Source organism: Olivibacter jilunii (genome assembly GCF_900607235.1).
GTDB classification, from domain to species: Bacteria; Bacteroidota; Bacteroidia; order Sphingobacteriales; family Sphingobacteriaceae; genus Olivibacter; species Olivibacter oleidegradans.
This window is the reverse complement of the sequence record NZ_LR027850.1, coordinates 534,833-556,445: the sequence shown is the minus strand read 5'-3', so window position 1 is coordinate 556,445 and position 21,613 is coordinate 534,833. Positions and strand designations below refer to the sequence as shown.

General features: G+C 41.7%; 17 protein-coding genes and 1 tRNA gene. 7 read left to right on the top strand and 11 right to left on the bottom strand.

Annotation, left to right across the window (positions count from 1 at the left end; all coding sequences use genetic code 11):
* Positions 1 to 133: 133 nt before the first annotated feature.
* Positions 134 to 343 carry a hypothetical protein gene (locus E0E36_RS13535; protein WP_013665533.1) on the top strand — a complete coding sequence of 70 codons (210 nt, stop codon included), beginning with the start codon at positions 134 to 136 and terminating at the stop codon, positions 341 to 343.
* On the opposite strand, the gene E0E36_RS13530 is transcribed toward E0E36_RS13535, so the two are convergent.
* Positions 344 to 820, bottom strand: coding sequence for a hypothetical protein (locus E0E36_RS13530; protein ID WP_130856396.1), 477 nt, complete (start codon positions 818 to 820; stop codon positions 344 to 346). It abuts the gene before it with no gap.
* 147 nt (positions 821 to 967) lie between these two features.
* Between E0E36_RS13530 and E0E36_RS13525 the strand changes: the two genes are divergently transcribed.
* Positions 968 to 1,041, top strand: a tRNA-Ala gene (locus E0E36_RS13525).
* A 266-nt stretch (positions 1,042 to 1,307) separates the two neighbouring features.
* Here the strand turns inward: E0E36_RS13525 and E0E36_RS13520 are convergent.
* The 4 genes from E0E36_RS13520 to E0E36_RS13505 form a co-directional block, all read right to left on the bottom strand.
* Positions 1,308 to 1,784, bottom strand: coding sequence for a hypothetical protein (locus E0E36_RS13520; protein ID WP_013665531.1), 477 nt, complete (start codon positions 1,782 to 1,784; stop codon positions 1,308 to 1,310).
* A gap of 240 nt (positions 1,785 to 2,024) precedes the next feature.
* A complete protein-coding gene (locus tag E0E36_RS13515) occupies positions 2,025 to 3,206 on the bottom strand; it encodes an ROK family protein (RefSeq protein ID WP_130856395.1) in 1,182 nt (393 codons plus the stop codon).
* A 348-nt stretch (positions 3,207 to 3,554) separates the two neighbouring features.
* Positions 3,555 to 5,069, bottom strand: coding sequence for a malate:quinone oxidoreductase (locus E0E36_RS13510; protein WP_130856394.1), 1,515 nt, complete (start codon positions 5,067 to 5,069; stop codon positions 3,555 to 3,557).
* Positions 5,070 to 5,231: 162 nt separating this feature from the next.
* Positions 5,232 to 6,404, bottom strand: coding sequence for an acyl-CoA dehydrogenase (locus E0E36_RS13505; RefSeq protein ID WP_130856393.1), 1,173 nt, complete (start codon positions 6,402 to 6,404; stop codon positions 5,232 to 5,234).
* 290 nt (positions 6,405 to 6,694) lie between these two features.
* On the opposite strand from E0E36_RS13505, the gene E0E36_RS13500 reads away from it, so the two are divergent.
* On the top strand, positions 6,695 to 7,606 hold the full coding sequence (locus tag E0E36_RS13500; protein ID WP_130856392.1) for a DUF6263 family protein: 912 nt from the start codon (positions 6,695 to 6,697) through the stop codon (positions 7,604 to 7,606).
* Between the two features lie 276 nt (positions 7,607 to 7,882).
* Here the strand turns inward: E0E36_RS13500 and E0E36_RS13495 are convergent, their stop codons facing one another.
* From E0E36_RS13495 to E0E36_RS13485, 3 genes are read right to left on the bottom strand one after another with little or no spacing between them, the layout of a single operon-like run.
* A complete protein-coding gene (locus tag E0E36_RS13495) occupies positions 7,883 to 8,410 on the bottom strand; it encodes an adenine phosphoribosyltransferase (protein ID WP_013665526.1) in 528 nt (175 codons plus the stop codon).
* Positions 8,407 to 9,324: a ComEA family DNA-binding protein gene (locus tag E0E36_RS13490; protein ID WP_130856391.1), complete on the bottom strand. Its 918-nt coding sequence runs from the start codon at positions 9,322 to 9,324 to the stop codon at positions 8,407 to 8,409. The genes E0E36_RS13495 and E0E36_RS13490 overlap by 4 nt, the downstream gene beginning before the upstream one ends.
* 6 nt (positions 9,325 to 9,330) lie before the next feature.
* Complete coding sequence (locus E0E36_RS13485; RefSeq protein ID WP_198140335.1) at positions 9,331 to 10,716, bottom strand: APC family permease; 1,386 nt, start codon at positions 10,714 to 10,716, stop codon at positions 9,331 to 9,333.
* Between the two features lie 289 nt (positions 10,717 to 11,005).
* Here E0E36_RS13485 and E0E36_RS13480 point away from each other — a divergent pair, with 289 nt between their 5' ends.
* The 4 genes from E0E36_RS13480 to E0E36_RS13465 all read left to right on the top strand — a co-directional run bounded on the left by E0E36_RS13480 (position 11,006) and on the right by E0E36_RS13465 (position 17,205).
* The gene (locus tag E0E36_RS13480; protein WP_130856390.1) at positions 11,006 to 13,222 is read left to right on the top strand and encodes a sodium-translocating pyrophosphatase; all 2,217 of its coding nucleotides are present in this window, start codon (positions 11,006 to 11,008) and stop codon (positions 13,220 to 13,222) included.
* 201 nt (positions 13,223 to 13,423) lie between these two features.
* Complete coding sequence (locus tag E0E36_RS13475; protein ID WP_013665521.1) at positions 13,424 to 14,905, top strand: amino acid permease; 1,482 nt, start codon at positions 13,424 to 13,426, stop codon at positions 14,903 to 14,905.
* Between the two features lie 211 nt (positions 14,906 to 15,116).
* Entirely contained in the window at positions 15,117 to 15,683 is a 567-nt protein-coding gene (locus E0E36_RS13470) for a MarC family protein (protein WP_130856389.1), read from the top strand.
* 268 nt (positions 15,684 to 15,951) lie between these two features.
* Positions 15,952 to 17,205 (top strand): cation:proton antiporter, encoded by a 1,254-nt coding sequence (locus E0E36_RS13465; protein ID WP_130856388.1) that lies wholly within the window; start codon positions 15,952 to 15,954, stop codon positions 17,203 to 17,205.
* A gap of 4 nt (positions 17,206 to 17,209) precedes the next feature.
* On the opposite strand, the gene E0E36_RS13460 is transcribed toward E0E36_RS13465, so the two are convergent.
* From E0E36_RS13460 to guaA, 3 genes are read right to left on the bottom strand one after another with little or no spacing between them, the layout of a single operon-like run.
* Positions 17,210 to 18,382 carry an RsmB/NOP family class I SAM-dependent RNA methyltransferase gene (locus tag E0E36_RS13460; protein ID WP_130856387.1) on the bottom strand — a complete coding sequence of 391 codons (1,173 nt, stop codon included), beginning with the start codon at positions 18,380 to 18,382 and terminating at the stop codon, positions 17,210 to 17,212.
* Between the two features lie 9 nt (positions 18,383 to 18,391).
* Positions 18,392 to 19,639, bottom strand: coding sequence for an ABC transporter substrate-binding protein (locus E0E36_RS13455; protein ID WP_013665517.1), 1,248 nt, complete (start codon positions 19,637 to 19,639; stop codon positions 18,392 to 18,394).
* Positions 19,596 to 21,146, bottom strand: coding sequence for a glutamine-hydrolyzing GMP synthase (gene guaA / locus E0E36_RS13450; protein ID WP_013665516.1), 1,551 nt, complete (start codon positions 21,144 to 21,146; stop codon positions 19,596 to 19,598). The genes E0E36_RS13455 and guaA overlap by 44 nt, the downstream gene beginning before the upstream one ends.
* Between the last annotated feature and the right edge of the window lie 467 nt (positions 21,147 to 21,613).

The following is a 21,613-nucleotide window of genomic DNA, read 5'->3' as shown; positions in this document are numbered from 1 at the left end:
ACATAGATAAAATCACCTGCACCTACAACAACAATTCGATGGAAGGCTAAACTTTTTGCGCTACTTCTTGTTTTAGACAATAGTAGATAGTGAAAGGGGGCGAAACGTAAAAATTATTGATCAAATTACTGTTATGTTAGAAAGATTTGCAAAATGGGCCCATGAAATAGACCATGAATGGACGGGCTATTCCACCACTTATGACAAACAATCGTTCATTGTCTTTGACAACCTAAAGAATGAGGTTGCTCGTATCGATTATAATGACGGCCGATATGACATATCGGGTAACAATACACCAATTGTCGAAAAGTTAACCAATATGACGCAACACCGGCATTAGTTATCGTGGCGTTATTTTCAATAAAAAAGTAAAAGGACCATTATAGGGTTCACCTGCCATTTGATTTTCGCTAACAACGATACGGTAGACTCCGGGTTCTTTTATGTTATACTCCATGGTTGGGCCAAAAGGCCCGTCTGCTACATTATTGGGAAGAAAGATCTGAGCAATACGAACATTTCCATTGGGTTCGCTGGGTTTAACAGAAGCGGATAACTTTCCAAGGGTTTTTACATTAAATGAAAATACCACATGTTTTCCCTTTTCCATCTTGGCTTCTTGGGCCGCCTCCCCATTAATCAGTTGTAGATTAATGGAATCTCTATTGTCCTCAAGTGGTGCCACTGAGGTGGTTGATTTATCAATGTCGGCAGCGTCGGTTTCATTAGTCTGATCTGTTGTTTTATTGTTATTGCAAGCTGCGAATAAAAAGAAAGAGAGTATTACTGAAAAGCCAGTTATTGTAATTGCTTTCATTAAGATACAAGTTTTGATTTATAACGTAACAGCAGGATTTTTGAATTGTTTCAATGTACAAAAACCATGAGGGAAGACTTTCTCTTGTTTTACAAATAATTTGCAGTTATAAAGTGAATTACTATCTTTGCCGACACAAATTCTTTTGGGGGTTTAGCTCAGCTGGCTAGAGCGCTTGCATGGCATGCAAGAGGTCACCGGTTCGACTCCGGTAATCTCCACTAAAATGATCCCGCAACCGGCGGGATTTTTTATGCTCTTTTGATCCGCTTTTTCACTTATCGGCCATTGTCTCAATAATCTTCCCTAGTATATTGTTCTAAGATATCAGTGTTTCAGTAAACACATTGGAAGGCTAAAGCACGCCATATGAACAAGGTGAAGCAATTTGGTTAAAACATCATTTCACGCCAATGAATTTTAGCAATACTATAAAAAAATCCCCGCCGGAAATGACGGGGACTTTTTATAGTATGTTCTCTTTCGCTTAGTTAAAAGTATACTTAAACCCAATACTGAAACGGGAAGGTTCAAAATCCGACTCGTCCGTTAGGGTCCACCAAGGTTTCCAATCAAAATGGAAAGCTAAAGGCGCGGAAGGCACTTTATATTCCAAACCTAAAGCTGGACGGATTGCAAAATACGTTTTATTGCCAAAAGGTCCACGGTCAATAAAGCTTAGTTGCGGACCTACACCGATATACCAGTTAAGCCCTCTCGCTCCGCTAATCGCTTGGTTATACGAATAATCCGCTCCAAGCAACACATGGTTATCGGCAAATAAAACTTGCACATTAGCAGCATCTTTTGAGTTAAAAAAATGCTTTAATTGCGGTCCAACCAAAGTACGTCCATCCCCTAAATCAATACCTAAACCCAAGGCATTGCGGTATTGCGCTTTGGATTCCTGTGCTAAGAATACAAATAAAAAAACAGTTAATAAAGATAAAAATCGATTTCTCATAATAAATAATTTTGTTTTTAAACTAATTTTTTTACATCCACCAGATGTATTTTGTCCTGTTGTAGCAAATTTCTTGCCAAAGATACACAGATTTTCACATGCGCAGATTCAGTTCGGCCAGTGCGGCGATTACCTTCGTCATTTGGTCGGTTTCGAGTTTAAAATATTAAATGCGAATCCCTGAATCTCAGCTGATTTAGTTGACTTTGAAATAGGTTTGAAAGAGAATATGCTTTGGTATTAAAAGTCACATTGCTCAACAACTAGGGCTGCTGCTCCCAGCAGCTGCACTTCTTTAGACAAGTCAGACACGGCAATGGTGGTTTGTTCCGATAACCTGGGAATGCAGAACTCGTTAATTGCTTGATGAATCGGAGCCAACCATATCTTACCGGCCGCTGCCCCTCGTCCACTTAACACAATTCGTTCCGGATTCATGATATGAATCAGTGTTGCCAGACCTTTGCCAATCATAAAGCCGCCCTCAGCAAGTAGAGAAACCGCCAAGGGATCACCCGATCTCGCTGCATTCAATAAATGTTCGCCGGAAAGATTATGATCGTCCTGAAAAAGTTGTTCCAATTTAGACTTTGCGCCTATCATCATCTCTCTCTTCGCTTTTTCAACTAAAACCAACAGGGAGGCATCCACTTCCAAACATCCGCGTTTGCCGCAGGAACATAGGTTATTACTATTTGCCAAAGGGATATGGCTAAACTCCCCGGCGTAACCGTTATGCCCACTAAAAAGCGCGCCATCTACAATCATGCCCAATCCGATACCCCAGCCGATGTTGACTACCATTACATCTTTATAACCTTTAGCCGTGCCAAAGTTTAATTCAGCCATCGCAATAGCACGTGAATCATTGTCAACATAAACAGGGAGTCCCAGCTTTCTGCTTAAATGTTTTGGCAAATGCTGATGATCGGGGAAAAACGTATGATTAATCCCCTCCTTCATATTGTATACACCGGGCATGGCAATTCCTACACCTAAAATCTGATCGGCCGGCAGCTTGCTTTCCGTAAGAACTTGCTTGATACAGGCAACAAGATTATCAATTGCGATCGGATTCTGCGAAATTTCTAAGCGAAAGGATTTTATGGGTTGAACAAGCTCATTTCCGAGATTAAATATACAGATCCGTGTTTCAAGCTGATCAACAGCTACTGCTAAAATAAAGCTGTTTTTTTCCCGGTTCAAAAGATAGGTAATTGGGCGCCTTCCTCCTGTTGAAGGAGCTAATCCATACTCAACAATATATCTTTCTTCCAATAGTGCTAATACAGACGATGACACAACGGGTAAACTTTTAGATGTCATCGTACATAAATCGGCCAGCGATAAGGCACCATTATAATATAGTTGCCTTAGAATAGCTTTTCTAAGGTGTTGTTGTTTTAGTATTTTTGCTGTCAAACCGGTTAGTATTAATAATTATCTAAAATTAAACAATAATCACGTATTGTCCTAATATTGATTTTCATTCGAATAATCCGTCTTTAAAAGGTAATGAAGTTTGCTTACCTGTGCCGACTGCGCTTATTTACCCATATCCTTTTGAGCGGCAGCCAAGCAGTTCATTTATCATCCTCCATGCAGCAATAGCGTTGCCAAATTCAGAAATCGACCTTACTCCCTCTCAAACAACTATTTCATTTAGACGTTGTCCGTTAATGAACATTAATTGTTCATTAACGGACAATCAAATATAAAAAAGAAACGGGCCGAAAGATCTTTCGGCCCGTTTCTTTTTATTAAATAATACTAAATATTTTCTTCGACTAGCTGTTGTAGCTCTAATATTTCACTGCTTCTCCTCCGGGTTTCACCGGCCAATTTTGCATCAGTAGCTAGCGATTTACCGTAAGATGGGATCATCTCTTTAAATTTATGTTCCCAGGTTTTGACTTGTTCGGGGAAGCATTTTTGCAACAGTTTGATCCTAATAGAAACTGAAGTTGATGCACCGGGAGAAGCACCAAGTAGAGCAGAAATAGAACCGTCTGCACTGCTTACCACCTCGGTACCGAATTCGAGCACGCCGCCGTGCACCGGATCTTTTTTAATAACCTGTACACGCTGTCCGGCTATTTCTAATTCCCAATCTTCTTTACGAGCCGTCGGCACGTATTCCCGCAGCGCCTCTATTCTATCGTCCGGTGATTGTCTAACCTGATCTATTAAATATTTAGTCAGCTTCAGGTTATCCAGTCCTGCCGCCAACATCGGTCTAATATTATTAATCTTGATGGAAGCCGGTAAATCCAACCATGATCCATTTTTAAGGAACTTTGTGGAAAAGCCAGCGTAAGGACCGAAAAGTAAGGCCTTCTTACCATCGATGATACGTGTATCAAGATGCGGAACAGACATCGGTGGAGATCCAACCGCTGCCTTTCCATAAACTTTCGCTTCATGTTGAGCGATGACGTCCGGGTTGGTGCATCGAAGCCATTGACCGCTTACCGGGAAGCCACCGAAGCCTTTCCCTTCTTTAATATCTGATTTCTCGAGTAAAGGCAAAGCACCTCCACCAGCACCGATAAATACAAACTTTGCAATAACCGTGCGTTTACGCTTGGTTGTGCTATTCCTCACTTCAATCTTCCACCTACCATCCGATAAACGCTCTAAATCGCGCACCTCATGAGCTAAACGAAGTTTAAAATTAGGCTGCTTCTTTAAATATTCAAATAGACAACGAGTAAGTGCTCCGAAATTGACATCCGTACCAATATCCATTTTTGTAGCTGCAACCGGTTGATCAGGGCTTCTACCTTCCATAATCAAAGGAATCCATTCCTTGATGGTAAGCTGATCCTCGGAATATTCCATTCCTCTAAAAAGATGATGATCCTTCATTGTCTCATATCTCTTTCGAAGGTAAGAGACATTAGCATCTCCCCAAACAAAACTCATATGAGGCACACTTCTTATAAATTGAGCCGGATTCTTCAGAACTCCCTTGCTTATCAATTGCGCCCAAAATTCTTTTGAGACTTCAAATTGTTCTGCAATATTAATGGCTTTTTTAATTTCGACGGAACCGTCCGGTAATTGTGGCGTATAGTTTAATTCACACAGGGCAGAGTGTCCGGTCCCTGCATTGTTCCATGCATCTGAACTTTCCGCTGCTACTTCGTCTAAACGTTCAAAAACCTCTATACTAGCTTCTGGCTGAATCTGGTTTAACATGATGCCCAAGGTAGCGCTCATGATTCCCGCACCTATCAATACAGCATCCTTTTCTTGAATGGTGTTTTTGTTACTTTTAGTCATTTCAATCTATGGTTTGCAAAAATAACACCATCCGATTACATTTTCTTAAAAAAATAACAAAAGAACAGAATTATTTACATATATAATACAAAGTGACTTCCGTCATGGTTTTGCAATTATTCGTTACCGCCATTTTTTTATCCAATACAGCAATCATGATTTTTAATCGCTTTTTCCAGCTCGGAGCACTTCTCTGGAAATGACCATTTTTTGTATTTCGGAAGTACCTTCTCCTATCGTACAAAGTTTCGCGTCCCGGTAAAACTTTTCCACTGGAAAATCCTTGGTGTATCCATATCCACCAAAAATCTGAACGGCTTCTGTAGCAACCTTCACAGCCACTTCAGAGGCATAATATTTAGCCATAGCGGAAGCTTTCGTTACAGGGATTCCCTTGTTCTTCCATTCTGCAGCTCTTTGTATTAAGAGTTCAGCCGCTTCTACTTCAGTAGCCATATCCGCTATTTTGAACGATATCGCTTGGAAATTTGCTATTGGCTGTCCGAATTGATGGCGTTGCTGACTATATGTGATAGCTGCATCCAGTGCCCCTTTGGCAATTCCCAAGGCTAGAGCCGCTATTGATATTCGTCCGCCATCCAATACCTTCATCGCTTGCTTAAACCCTTCTCCCTCCACGCCCAATAAATTGCTTTTTGGTACACGAACATTGTCTAAAATAAGTTCAGTTGTTTCGGATGCACGCATCCCCAACTTATTTTCTTTTTTTCCATGCGTAAAGCCAGGTGTACCCTTTTCGATCATGAACGCAGAAATTCCACCTGACTCACCTTTATTACCCGTACGGGCCATCACCACCGCAATATCCCCGCTCTTTCCGTGGGTAATCCAATTTTTGGTTCCATTGATAACATAATGGTCGCCCTCTAAAACAGCAGTTGTAAGCATATTTAATGCATCAGACCCTGTATTCGCCTCAGTGAGCCCCCAAGCACCGATCCATTCCCCCGAAGCTAGCTTCGGCAACCAGCGGGCCTTTTGCTCTTCATTTCCAAAAGTAAGCAGGTGTCCGGTGCAGAGTGAATTATGCGCTGCCAGGGAAAGGCCGATCCCTCCACACACACGCGCAATTTCGACTATTACATCAACATATTCGTGATAACCGAGTCCAGCCCCGCCGTAATGCTCAGGCACCAATACCCCCATTAGTCCCAAAGCCCCCATTTGACCAAACAATTCGCGAGGAAAAATCTGCTCTTCGTCCCATTCCATAACATGTGGAAGAATATTTTTTTGTGCAAAGTCACGTACCATTTCCCGAATCATGGATTGATGGTCCGACGAGAAATAAGATGTTTCTCTATTTTCAAGCATAATAATTTATAATATGGTAATATACAATAATAACCAAATTATATCTTAAAAAAGAATATAAAATCAATATTTAAAAATAACAAAACAGTATTTGGTATAAAATCAAAGCCTATTCGTTTAGAATCGTATTAAGTTGTAAGTTATAAGTTTTGTGTGATACGTAAGGGTTAGTAGTGCAGCAATACTTTACTATCCACTCTTAACAATTGATCAGCGTTTAGGAGAGATTTTCGTAACATTCTTTCTAAACACGTGTCTTATATTCGTTAAACACATTTAATGCAATCAAAATGATAAAGAAAATTTCCATATTCTTACTCTTATTATCTGCCTTAACCATTGTAAAAGCCCATAATAAAACGGCAGAAGAACAAGGCAAACAATCCGTGCTATTAAAGATGAACCTAAAAAAAGGTGCTTCTTATCTTTTTAGCACCAGCATTGACCAACTCGTCAATCAGGAAGTGATGGGAAATCAGATGGACATCAAGCAACAAACGCAGGTAGATTATATCTATGAAGTGGTTGAGAGCAATACTCAGGGTATGAAAATCAAGAGCACTTATCAAACGATGGCAATCAACATGGAAACACCTCAAGGAAATTTTCATTTCGACTCAAAGCGTACAGACAATCCGGAAAGCCCGCTAAAAGCAGTTGGAAAAATGGTTGGCAAAAGCTTTTTTATGTATTTAAGTCCCGAAGGGGAAGTGACGAAAGTCGAAGGCATGCAGGATGTTTTGAATTCCATCGGTGGAGAAGCAAGCACGCAACAGTTGTTGAAACAGCAATTTAGTGATTCGGCTTTCATGAACATGATGAATGTCTCATTAAATATCTACCCAAACAAAGAAATTCAACCCAATGAAAGCTGGCAGAAAGACTTCAAAATGCCAATGGCCGGTATGATGGAGATGGACCTGCAAAACCAATACACCTTAACCGCCATCAATGGAAAACAAGCTGATATTTCGGTACATTCAACGATTAAATTAAGCCCTCTCAACTCTGAAAGCCCTTTGGGCAATATGCAAATCAACCTTACAGGGACTCAGGATGGCAAGGTTCAAGTGGACAGCTCCACTGGTCTTATCAACTCGAGCACAATAAATCAGCAAATCAGTGGTGACATCTCCGCACAGGGGATGAAGATTCCTATGAAGATTACCTCTAAAATTACATTAACGGGAAAAGCGTTGTAGGGTTGCTGAGTAGTTAAGTTTGGAAGTCGTTAAATAGGGAAATAGTTGAGTAGGAAAGTAGTTAATTATTCGTAAGTGTTTGCTTTTTCGGCACTCATGAGCTTCCTACGGTCGGTTAGCCGATGTGATAGTGGGAAGGGCCGGTGCGACCGAAAACTGATTTCCGAAAGCCGAAAGCCAACTTCGAAAGCTGCTAGTAGATAAGTTTGGAAGTCTTTAAGTAGCGAGCTGTAACTACTATTCAACGACTTCACTATTCAACAACTCAACTAATAATTAATAACTAACAAGGGAGATAAGCTGATTGCTATAGGGCAAGAGACGTTGTCTCCCGTTTAAAAAATCTAAACTTATTACAAAACTATATCCTGCTATTATTCCACCAAGTTGCTGAATCAGCTTACTAGCAGCGACTACCGTTCCCCCGGTTGCCAGCAAATCGTCATGAATCAAAACGCGAGCGCCTGGTTCAAAAGCATCGGTATGCATCTCTATAGTAGCTGAACCGTATTCCAGATCGTAGGATTGCTTGGTTGTTTGAGCAGGTAATTTCCCCTCCTTCCTTATCGGAACGAACGGTATTCCTAGATGATTTGCCAACATCAAACCGAACAAAAAGCCCCTACTTTCAATGCCGGCGACTACATCGAAGTGTACCTCTTTTAAGCGTGTTGCAAACTCCTCAATCACGAGATTACACAGATGGGCATTTTTTAGTATTGGGGTAATATCTTTGAATACGATACCGGGCTTGGGAAAATCTACAATATCTCGAATAGTAGCTTTCAGCAGATTGTCAATCATTGATCAAATATTATATAGGGTGCAATTTTACGCAAATATTTCCCATCGAATACAGGAATTCGTGATAAATCTTCCAAGTTTTTATAGTTACCGTGTTGATTTCTATAAGCGACGATCAGCCGTGCATACTTCGCTTTGATATAAGGATGCTTCCGTAACTCGTCAAGACTTATGCTGTTAATCGCGATGCGTTTTACATCGGTACTATCAACTTTTAAATAGGGTTCAATTTGTTGGTATCTTATCGTATCCATTCCATATACCTCCCGAAGTTGCGAAACTGAATAGAAACCGCCTAATAAATCGCGGTAACGAATGATGCGCGAGGCGAACACCGGTCCAATTCCAGGCAAGGGAAGCAAGGAAAGGCTGTCTATCTTGTTTAAATCCAATACGGAAAGCACGATCTGCGCCTTGCCGGATGTAGGTATTTTTTCTATAGGATGACGAATAGGGAAATCACTTTGAGATCGCGTTGCTGTCTCTACGCTTTTGATAGTTATATAGGGTTCGAGACGTTTATAATCATCCTGTGAAATTGTATATATTTTAAGTAGGTCATCTTTTTTCCTAAAACGGCCTCCCTTCGCCTCAAAATTCTTAATATTCTTAATTTGGCGTTCTTTAAGTCCCAGCTGTTGCCACTTGATTATTGGTAGATCATTCGGATCGAATTTGAAATAATGTGCGACGGCCTCTTGCTTTGATGCTTGTGCGCCAAGCTCTTCGGAGCGGTCAATCTCCACATCCTTCCAATCCGCTTCCAAGACTTCGATACGGGGACTATCCGGTTCATAAAACATACTGTACAGAAGCGGAATCAGCCATATAACCACGATTAAAAAAAGTAAACCGGAAATGCCGTTCAACTCTCTTCTGTGAAAGCCAAAATGCCTTTGCAGTCTTCTCAACATTTTTGATTAGTTTTTATTCCCAATTAAATAATATACAGGAATGCCCATCAATACAATAATCAGTCCCGGCCAAGTAAAGGTAGGCTGGTAAATTAGCAGTCCGATACAAATTGAGAACGCAGCTATGACGTAAATAGCAGGAAGCACCGGATACCCAAAGGCTTTATAGGTCCGGGGTATATCAGGTCGTTTCTTACGAAGAATAAATACGCCGATGATCGTTAACGCATAGAAGATCAATACGACAAAAATCACATAGTTCAATAAGTCGCCATACTTACCTGTCAAGCAGAGTGCCGAAGCCCAAACGCATTGAGCCCATAGCCCCCAGCCAGGTACTTCGAACCTGTTCAGCTTTCCTGCTTGTTTAAAAAAAACACCATCATTTGCCATGGTATAGTAAACGCGTGCTCCGGATAATATGAGTCCGTTGTCGCAGCCAAAAGTCGAAATCATAATCATAACAGCGATTACGACGGTACCGACATTGCCGAAAATGGCATGAGAAGCCACAACAGCGACGCGATCAGCCGGTGCAAAAGCGATATCCTGTAAAGAAACCGTAGCTAAATACATGACATTGGTAGACACATAAATAACTGTCACGATCAATGTGCCTAAAAAAAGGCTTAACCCTATATTGCGTTCAGGGTTTCTTATTTCCCCTGCTATGAATGTCACATTGTTCCAGGCATCACTGGAAAACAAAGAACCCACCATCGCTGATACAATTGCTGCAAAAAGTGCGGCTCCGCTGATATTGACAAACATCTCGCCACTGAAATCCCATGTTTTAGGCGTCCAGGCATCTGTCCAGTTCAAATTCCATATTTCCGATTTAAAAGCAGTTATCAATCCCAGGATAGTCAATCCCCCTAAAGAGAGTATCTTAACGATGGTAAGCACTGTTTGCAAAATCTTACCATTTTTTACGCCTCTTGTATTAAGCCATGTGAGCAAGACAATCACGGCAATTGCTGTGATTTGGGCCGCATTTAACTGAAATATATTATACTGATATAAGATGTGCTCATCACTTACTGCCGGAAAAAGGTAAGCCGTAAATTTAGCGAACGCAACACCAACCGCTGCAATAGTCCCTGTTTGAACAACGGCAAACAAAGCCCAACCGTACAGAAAAGCAATCAGTCGATTATAGGCCTCCCGAAGATAAACATATTGTCCTCCGGCCTTGGGGAACATGGCAGAAAGTTCACCATAGCTTAAGGCTGCCGTAAGCGTAATGGCACCGGTAAGCAGCCATATAATAATCAACCATCCGGCACTTCCAACCTGACGTACAATATCGGCGCTAACAATAAATATGCCTGAGCCTATCATGGATCCAACCACCAACATGGTCGCATCTAATAGGCCTAACTCTTTTTTCATATGATTTTCGGATTGTGCTTGATTCATCGTGGCTTCGGGTTATTCAAAACGAATGTAGAAAAATATTTTTGTGATTTTTTAAAAAAATAAATTTGATTATCTCGATAACCCTGTTTATTTTCAGCGAATTATTTTATTTGTATTTGCTGCTGAGAGCTCGAGTAAATAATGATTGCCATCTGTGTCAATATTATTTACATCTCGGTTTCAGCGAATTATTTTACCTTACGTTGGGTAACGGAGCCATTTAGATAAAACCTTTAGATACATTATAAACTCAATTGAAATTATGGATTTTCTACACAGTAATTTAATTTACATCATACCGATGTTAGGGCTTATAGGAATTTTGGTCATGATCGGCAAATCAAGATGGGTCAGCAGGCAGGATGCAGGTGATTCAACCATGCAGGAATTAGCTGGTCATATTGCGAATGGTGCCATGGCATTTTTAAAGGCCGAATGGAAGATATTGTCTTATTTTGTCGTTATTGCAGGTATATTATTAGCGTGGTCGGGCACCTTAAGTCCGTATTCCAGTTGGGTTATCGCAGTCTCATTTGTGATTGGAGCGGTTACGTCGGCCTTTGCCGGCTACATCGGGATGAATATTGCAACGAAAGCCAATGTACGGACTACCCAGGCGGCTCGCACGAGTTTGGCGAAAGCCTTGAAAGTGTCTTTTACCGGTGGTACGGTTATGGGACTCGGCGTAGCCGGTTTAGCCGTCTTAGGTCTTGGTTCTCTATTTATTGTCTTTTATACCATTTACGTTATCAATACAAATGGCGACATCAATGGGCTAGAGATGGAGAGAGCATTGGAAGTATTGGCAGGATTTTCTCTAGGGGCCGAATCCATTGCGCTATTTGCACGTGTTGGAGGCGGCATCTATACCAAAGCTGCTGATGTGGGCGCAGACCTTGTCGGAAAAGTAGAAGCGGGCATTCCGGAAGATGACGTAAGGAACCCTGCAACCATTGCCGATAATGTAGGCGATAATGTGGGCGATGTGGCGGGCATGGGAGCCGACTTATTTGGTTTTTTTGTGGCTACCATCCTTGCTACGATGGTCTTAGGAAGAGAAATTGTCTCCGACGATAATTTCGGCGGCATTGCACCAATTCTGCTACCCATGCTCATTGCGGGCCTAGGCCTATTATTTTCTATCGTCGGTGCATCTTTGGTAAAGATCTCCAACGAAAACGGAAATGTACAAAAGGCACTAAATGTGGGCAACTGGAGCTCCATTGTATTGACAGCGATCGCATCTTTTTTCGCGGTAAACTGGTTATTACCGGACACAATGGTTATCCGGGGATTTGAATTCACCAAAACCGACACTTATTTAGCCATCGTTGTTGGTTTGATTGTAGGGGCACTCATGAGTATTATCACTGAATATTATACAGCCATGTCTAAAAGGCCGGTAAGATCTATTGTTCAACAATCATCGACCGGTCATGCAACCAATATTATTGCAGGTTTAGCAGTAGGGATGGAATCTACTGTTCTTCCTATTCTTGTCTTAGCCTCAGGTATTTACGGATCTTACCATTTTGCCGGCTTATACGGGGTTGCAATAGCAGCGGCGGGCATGATGGCGACCACAGCTATGCAACTAGCTATCGATGCCTTCGGACCCATCGCCGACAATGCAGGGGGGATTGCTGAGATGAGCCAGCTCCCAGAGGAGGTGCGCGGCAGGACCGATAACCTGGATGCCGTCGGAAATACCACCGCAGCAACCGGTAAAGGTTTCGCCATTGCCTCTGCCGCCCTAACCTCTTTAGCTTTATTTGCAGCTTTCGTTGGAATTGCCGGCATCGATCAGATAGATATTTACAAAGCCGATGTGCTTGCCGGCTTATTTGTTGGCGGTATGATTCCTTTTATCTTTTCCGCTTTATGTATTTCAGCCGTAGGTAGGGCCGCCATGGATATGGTACAAGAGGTTAGGAGGCAATTTAGGGAAATACCTGGAATCATGGAATATAAGGCCAAACCCGAGTATAACCGATGCGTTGAAATTTCGACCAAAGCCTCGATCCGGGAAATGATGTTACCCGGCGCCATTGCTCTTATTGTGCCGATTGTAGTTGGTTTCAGTTTTGGTCCGGAAGTATTGGGAGGCTTGTTAGCGGGCGTCACGGTTTCAGGTGTCCTCATGGGAATGTTTCAGTCCAATGCAGGTGGCGCCTGGGACAATGCCAAAAAGTCTTTCGAAAAAGGCGCTCATATTAACGGCGAAATTTATTATAAAAAATCAGAACCTCATAAAGCATCTGTTACGGGCGATACAGTGGGAGATCCTTTCAAAGACACTTCCGGTCCGTCAATGAATATTTTAATTAAATTGATGTCAATTGTGTCACTTATCATCGCTCCTCATATCAATGTTAACAAACATACGATTAGCAGTAAACAAGCAAAGCCAAAAACAGAAGCCTTTCAGACGGCAACCAGCCGACAGAATGTAACAAATACACAAAAATACGACCTATAACCCTTCGAAGGCGCTAAAATAACTTAGCGCCTTCTTTGTTTCTCAAATAAAAGTTGTAGGTTTGACTTTCTTTTAATAAAAGATAATGATTTTAAGTAAAAAAGACATCAAATCACCCAAACATTACATTATTTTAGCAAAATCACACCATATTTTAACAATAAATACAATTCACACAACCACAAAGTAAAAACCACATTTATGTTTTATAAAAAATCGATCCCCTCACTGATTAAGGAAGCACAAGAAAGTGGAGAAGGCACCTTAAAACGAACCTTATCAAGTTATCATCTAGTAGCTTTAGGAGTTGGCGCTATCATCGGTGCGGGACTTTTTTCACTGACGGGCATTGCTGCTGCGGATAATGCCGGACCGGCTGTTATACTTTCGTTTATCATTGCAGCTATCGGGTGCGGCTTTGCCGGTTTATGTTATGCTGAATTTGCATCTATGATCCCGGTTGCCGGGAGCGCTTATACCTATTCTTATGCCACCATGGGTGAGTTTATTGCCTGGATTATCGGTTGGGACCTTGTCCTGGAATATGCCTTGGCCGCAGCAACCGTATCGGTAAGCTGGTCGCAATATTTTTCTCAATTTTTAGCCGAAATCGGCATCCACTTGCCTGCTTCTCTCTTACATGGCCCGTGGGAAGGTGGTATGATCAATATCCCGGCTATCGTCATCGTATGTCTTTTATCGCTCTTATTGATGCGAGGAACACAGGAATCTTCTTTTGTGAACAACCTTCTTGTGATCGTGAAAATAGCGGTTGTATTAATATTTATCGCCTTAGGCTGGAAGTTTATCAACCCGGCAAACCACAGTCCTTTTATCCCTGCAAATGCCGGAGAGGAAGCTTTAAAAGCCGGCAAAATAGGTTTCTTCGACTTTTTTAGTAGCCCCGACTTTGGGCATTTTGGCATTAGCGGTGTGCTAAGAGGTGCAGGTGTTGTATTCTTCGCATTTATTGGATTCGATGCCGTCAGTACTGCGGCACAAGAAGCTAAAAATCCTCAAAAAGGAATGCCTATCGGTATTATCGGTTCATTACTTGTCTGTACACTATTATATGTGGCATTTTCTTATGTGATGACAGGATTGGAACATTATACCGCCTTTGAAGGTGATGCAAAACCTGTAGCTACAGCGTTTGCTAAAACCGGTTATACATTTTTGAATTTAGCGTTAATGATAGCGATTCTGGCCGGCTATACTTCCGTTATTCTGGTGATGTTACTGGGACAGAGCCGCGTATTTTATAGCATGAGTAAAGACGGTTTATTGCCAAAGTTCTTCTCTGATCTCTCTAAAAACCAAACACCATGGAAATCTAATTTACTTTTCATGGTCTTCGTCAGTATTTTTGCCGGTTTTGTACCTGTTTCTGATTTAGGCCATATGGTAAGTATAGGGACATTATTTGCTTTCACGCTTGTCTGCATTGGTGTAATTATACTTAGAAAAAAAGACCCGCAGTTAGATCGGCCTTTTAAAACGCCGCTTGTACCCCTCATTCCAATCTTGGGTATTATTATTTGTGTTACGATGATGGCTGGCCTTCCCATAGAAAGCTGGGAGCGTTTAGCGATCTGGATGGCGTTGGGTATTATCATCTATTTCGGTTATAGTAAATCACATAGCCTTGCACGACTGGCAGCTGAACGTGATAACACTCCATAAATAAAAGGGCCGGCCGGCCCTTTTATTGTGAATAAGGAAACCGTAAATAGCCAACGCCTGCTTTTGTGTTGCGTCGCCGTACATCAAATGGGCAACTTAAACGTTCTCTAACAATCCGGTCAGCTAAATATTCGATTCAATTACGGCAGGAAAATATAGCCATTGGATATAAACCAAGTTTTATATAAGTTTGATTTATAAAACCAAAAACATGTTTTTCAACATTAAGGAAATTGCGTCTGTTACGATGATCCTTTTTGCGATCATCGATATATTAGGATCCATTCCGATTATTATTGATCTCCGTCAAAAAGCAGGAAAAATTGAATCAGGAAAAGCAAGCATTGTGGCCATGATACTCATGATCGCTTTTCTCTTCATAGGTGAAAGTATGCTGAAGCTTATCGGAATTGATGTTGCTTCTTTTGCAATTGCCGGCTCATTGGTTATTTTCTTTATTGCTATGGAAATGGTTTTAGGGATGACTTTCTTTAAGGATGACAGCTTTGAAACGGCTTCCATCGTGCCTTTAGCCTTCCCGCTGATCGCCGGAGCCGGAACCATGACCACCATTCTCTCTCTTAAATCAGAATACGCCACACAGAATATCATTGTCGGCATACTGATTAACATAGCTATCATTTATATTGTATTAAAAAACACATATCGCTTGGAAAAGCTTTTGGGGCGTACGGGATTAGCTGTGTTAAGAAAAGCTTTCGGAGTAATCCTGCTGGCTATTGCTATCAAACTTTTCAGAAGCAATACAGGATTGTAAATTCAAAAGTAAAAAGCCAAAAGTCAAAAGTCAAAAGTCAAAAGCCTGCCTCCGTAGCGATTCTACAACTTGTTTTCAGCGCTCGGCTATCGGCTTTCGCCAGTGTTACTGCTACTGCCACTATTACAAACCGACTGCCACGACCCTCACTATTAACTATCCCCTACTCCCTACTAGCTCACTACTAACTATTCCCTACTCACTACTAGCTACTTCAACTTGCTAAGCAGGGGAAAAATTCGTATTTTACGGGAAAACCGAATTTTATATGGAATTATACTACTCATTCTCTGTACTTATCGTCCTTTCAGCCGTTTTCTCTTATATAAACGAACGGTTTTTAAAACTGCCTTCTACTATTGGCGTTATGGTGATTGCCCTTTTGGTATCATTGGGTCTTATTCTGACCGACAAGATTTTCCCTCATACCTTTCAGGAATTCTCCACCTTTATCTCCTCCGTTGATTTTACAGAAGTGCTCATGGGAGCGATGTTAAATTTTTTATTATTTGCCGGGGCAATCCATATCCGGTTAAGTGACTTGAAAGAGCAAAAGGCGCCGGTAATGGTCTTTTCTACTGTAAGTGTTATCATCTCTACTTTTGCCGTCGGCTTTATGCTATTTTACATCTTGCAATGGTTACACATGGGAATACCGCTCATTCAATGTTTACTCTTTGGCGCACTGATCTCACCAACTGATCCAATAGCCGTTTTAGGTATTTTAAAACAAGCAGGTGTTCCCAAATCATTGGAGACAAAAGTTGCCGGTGAATCCCTCTTCAATGATGGGATTGCTGTTGTAGTTTTCATTATTATGTTACAGCTTGCGCAAGGTGAAGATGTAGATTTATCGTTCGGTAGCATCTCCTGGTTGCTCGCGAAAGAAGCGCTTGGCGGTGTAGCACTGGGATTACTACTAGGTTATATCGCCTCTAAAACAATAGGAAAAATCGACAATTATAAAGTGGAAGTTCTGATTACCCTTGCGGTGGTAATGGGTGGCCACCTGGTGGCAAGTGCGATACATATGTCCGGCCCCTTAGCTATGGTAGCTTCCGGGTTAGTGGTTGGAAACTACGGACGTAGCTTTGCGCTAAGCGAAGTGTCTAAAGATTATTTAGATAAGTTCTGGGAATTAATCGATGAAATCATGAATGCCATATTATTCTTGATTATTGGCTTTGAACTCATTCTTATAACGAATATTGGTGACTATTGGTTGATCGGTATAATAAGCATCGCAATGGTTTTGCTAGCTCGCTTTGTTTCGATATGGCTGCCGGTTAATATCATTCCGATGAAGACTAAATTTAATAGGGCAACGATTACCATTCTTGTATGGGGAGGTCTAAGAGGTGGTGTATCCGTAGCGTTGGCACTCTCTATAGATAGCCATTTGAATAAAGATTTATTGCTTTCGATTACTTACTATGTTGTTCTTTTCTCCATCCTTGTACAGGGTTTAACAATTGGTAAGCTAACCAATAAGGCCCGGCAAATTGCAACCGAAGACGTTTAGTAAGTTACAACGGATTTTTAATGAGCCGGGCAACGAACATGGTATCCGCCCGGTTTTCATACCCTTTTAAGAGCGTCGCCCGCTCAAGGCGCAAACCTAATTTTTCTGCAAAAGCGACTTGTTCTTCATTTTCCGCTCCATATACAGAACAAGTAATATAGATTAAGGGCTTATTCACTTTCAAATGTCGTATAACATTTTGCAAAATACGCCGCTGCAAATCAACAAAATAACGCAACTTCCCCTCGCTAAACTGTTGCATCATTTCCGGGGTCCTACCCCAAGTTCCCGACCCTGAGCACGGCGCATCCAGTATAATACCATCGAAAGTATCGTTCCCAAGAATAATGGACGGATCTTTGGTAAGATCAATAATTTTTCTCCGATAATCCTTAATGGCTGCTTTCTCAAAACGTTCATCCAAATTTCTCAATATGCTGGATCGAACATCGCTCACTAATAAATTGACCCCTGGGTAAGTTTGCATTAACAAGAGCGATTTTCCTCCCGAAGCGGCACATGCATCCCACCATTTTTCACCCGCTTTCGCCTCAAAATAGTCGCCGGTTTGCTGCGACGATCGATCTTGCACCTCATACATCCCACGAAGTTCTTCATACTGATCAAGCTTCGTCCCATTTTCCAGCGCAAGGCACGACCGCCCGATTCGCTCATAATTGATTTGGTTACGTTCTAAGCACTTTAAGACAATGCTTTCAGCTCCCGGACGAAGCCTTAAAAAAAGCTTGGGCTGTCGAAACAGACTCTTTAGGAAAAGACCGGTATCCAAATCTGCTGAGACGTGCGCTATCAAAGGAAAAACCTCATGAACATCAAAAGAAAAACGATTGGCTAATAGAAGTAATTTTCCATCAATCGTCTCTGTTATTGTATGACTCAAAGCAGGATCTAACAGAGCCACGACATCGCTTTCCGTGCAGCACAGGTATTCGGCAATAGTTAGACGTTCCAATACCGGCAAAGCCGGTAGCCCCTCACCTAACCGAAAATAATTATAGCTCCATCGAGATAGCGTACGCCTATCATTCGATCCCATTTGTCGGTTTTCCTTAAAAAAAAGGGTAAGAAACCTGGAAAGTGGCTCCTTACCCTTTACATAGGTATCTAAAAGACGTTCAAAGCTTCTTAGTTGCTGTGAAAGACGTTTTTCATTCATTAATTTTTCCTAAAAGGGTCTATAAAATTGGCCATTAAAGCGCAATAAACGTACACTGGTATTGATGTAACCTAACGCTGGATCATGTACGAATTCAAAGCCAATGGAGGCCCCCATATGTTTCTCTTTGACAAGCTTCTCGGCATAATCCGTTGGATATTTAGCTAATAAGCGGCCGAAGAATACGCCGGTATCGTATCCCTTAAAGGCAAATTCTGAAGGAATCACTTTAAAGAGCGAAAAATAGTCTTTTCTAAACTGCTGTACTTCCGGTTTTTTTTCATCAATAAAATAGGAAGAGCTTATACAGGTACGAAGTGCCGATAAATATTCCGGATTTAAATCCAGCTTACTCCAGTTGGGATGACCGATAAGTGAAATGTCATAAGCACTCTCCGTTTTCAACTTATTTAAACTTGCCAACAGCTGAGCAATAAAAAATTGGTTAGTCGAAGCATTTATAACTATATTTTTTCCAACGGTATTTAAACTAGCCTCTATCTCGCTTAATTCATTGAGTTCGCTGTATTTCACCTCTTTTTTATCCAGTGCTGCACGAAGAGGAACGAGGAGCTTTTCACTATCCTCATCAATATTGTTTAATATTACTACGTGATCTCCGATTTCATATTCCGAGGCAATATAATTTGCCAAGGTCTGCGCATGCATGTCAATCGGAGGCGTTACCGTTACCAATTTGTTTGTCTGATATTGAGAGGGGCTACGAGCCGCCAAGGGTGAAATCTGCAATTTACCGCTAAGATTCGCCACATCACTGAAAGCGTTGATTTCAGTTGGAAAGACCGGGCCTACAACTAATGCGGCCTCTGTTATGCTTTTCCCTACCGCTATTTTTCTGACCTCAGCAACATTATCACGCGTGTCCAACACATCAAGTTTAAAATTATCGCCGCTTGACGTAAGGTTATCCAAGCCTAACTTGAAACCCTGGTAAAAATCCAAGGCTAAGCTAGACCGCTCCACATCCCGTTTATTCGGTACAGAATCGATCACTTTGTCCAACTGGAAAGGTAGTAACAGTGCAATATTATTGAAATGTGCACGCTTCTCCACAGCCTCTTTCTCCCGATCTTTAACTTTCTTGTCCGGCGTTTCCTTAGTGGGTTCTTTTGTCTCCTTACGGCCTCCCGGTCTCAGGACCTTAGGCGAACAAGCTCCCAGCACACTCAAAAGCAGTGCAAAAACCAGTATTTTACTCCCACTCAATGGTAGCCGGTGGTTTTGAACTAATATCATAAACAACTCGGTTTATCCCTTTTACGTGATTAATAATTTCGTTTGATATTTTTGCTAAAAGATCATAAGGAAGGTGAATCCAGTCTGCTGTCATCCCATCCAAAGATCCAACGGCTCTGAGCGCAATAACGTATTCATATGTACGCTCATCCCCCATTACTCCTACCGATTGCACGGGCAAAAAGATAGCACCAGCCTGCCAAACTTTATTATACCAGCCCGACTCGCGTAAGTTTCTGATATAAATGGCATCGGCTTGCTGTAAGATATTAACTTTTTCGGCGGTAATTTCGCCCAGGATTCGTATGCCCAATCCAGGTCCCGGAAAAGGATGGCGGCCTAAAATAAGTGGATCGATTCCCAAGGCAGCTCCTACCCTTCGCACTTCATCCTTAAATAGGGTATTTAAAGGCTCCACCACTTTCAGTTTCATAAAATCGGGAAGGCCCCCTACGTTATGATGCGATTTAATGGTGGCGGAAGGACCTTTAACGGATACCGATTCAATGACGTCCGGATAAATAGTTCCCTGCCCCAACCACTTCACTTCCACGCCTTCCGGCAGCTCTTGCTGCACTTCGTGCGCTGCACTGTCGAACACGTCAATAAAGGCACCGCCAATGATCTTTCGCTTTCTCTCGGGATCGGTTACCCCTTTCAACTTATCATAGAAAAGTGCTTTTGCATCGATACCTTTGATGTTTAATCCCATGTGTTTATACGAATCGAGCACTTGTTCGAATTCGTCTTTACGAAGCAAACCATTATCGACAAAAATGCAGTGCAGGTTCTTTCCAATTGCCTGGTGTAAAAGCACGGCTGCCACGGAAGAGTCTACCCCTCCCGATAGTGCTAAAATTACATGGTCATTTTGAAGTTTATCTTTTAGCTCTGCAATTGTTGTTTCAATAAAAGTATCCGGCGTCCAGTCCTGGCTGCAGCCACAGATATTCAGCACGAAATTCTCCAACAACTTTTTCCCGTCTAAACTATGGGTCACTTCGGGATGGAATTGAATACCATAGGTATTAGAATCCTTAATATGATACGCCGCTACCTGCACTTTATCCGTACTCGCGATAATCTCGAAACCCTCCGGCACATATTTAATGGTATCACCGTGTGACATCCATACCTGAGAATCTAAAGGAATACCTTTAAGCAGGGCACTTTCTTGATTAACGAACAGTAAGTTTGCACGCCCATATTCTCTGATTTCAGAAGGCGTTACTTCGCCTCCCGAATGTTGTGCGATATACTGGGCTCCATAGCAAACGCCTAATAGCGGAATTTTTCCGTGAAATTGATTAAAGTTGATTTGTGGAGCATCATCCTGACGAACAGATGAAGGACTGCCCGACAAAATTACACCTTTTACATACTCGTCAAATGTTGGAAGATGGTTGAAAGGATGTATTTCACAATATACATTTAGCTCTCTGACCCGGCGAGCGATCAACTGTGTGTACTGCGAACCAAAGTCAAGAATAATAATTTTTTCTTGCATGGGCCAAAGTTAGGTATTTTGTTTACTTTTTTATGGCAAAAAAACAAAAAGCTTGCTGTAGTCTTAAGGAATTCGCCTTTAACCTTTGGATGAAGGTGTATATATTATAAGAACGTTTTTTTTAGTCACTTTTATTCGTTATTGTTTGTTTTAAAAGGTACTCATGCTACTTCGTGGTTTCCGCAAAAAGTGACGCAAAAACTCGTCGCTTGGACCTTTGCTACAACGGTAGTGCATCAACGTGCAAACCGCAAATTTCCTAGGCGACATCTTCAGAAACCAACAGTTGATGCTTTTAACCGGACGCATTATTTCTTTAGCCCTAATAAGCCTTGCGCACGGGAAAAACGGCCTTGGAGGATACTCATGCAACGAGCAGCAAAACATGTGTAGTTTCTGCTCATATTGCACTATCTAAGCGGATTGAGGAAGTGAAACGCCTCCAATACGCGCTAGTGATGCTTTGC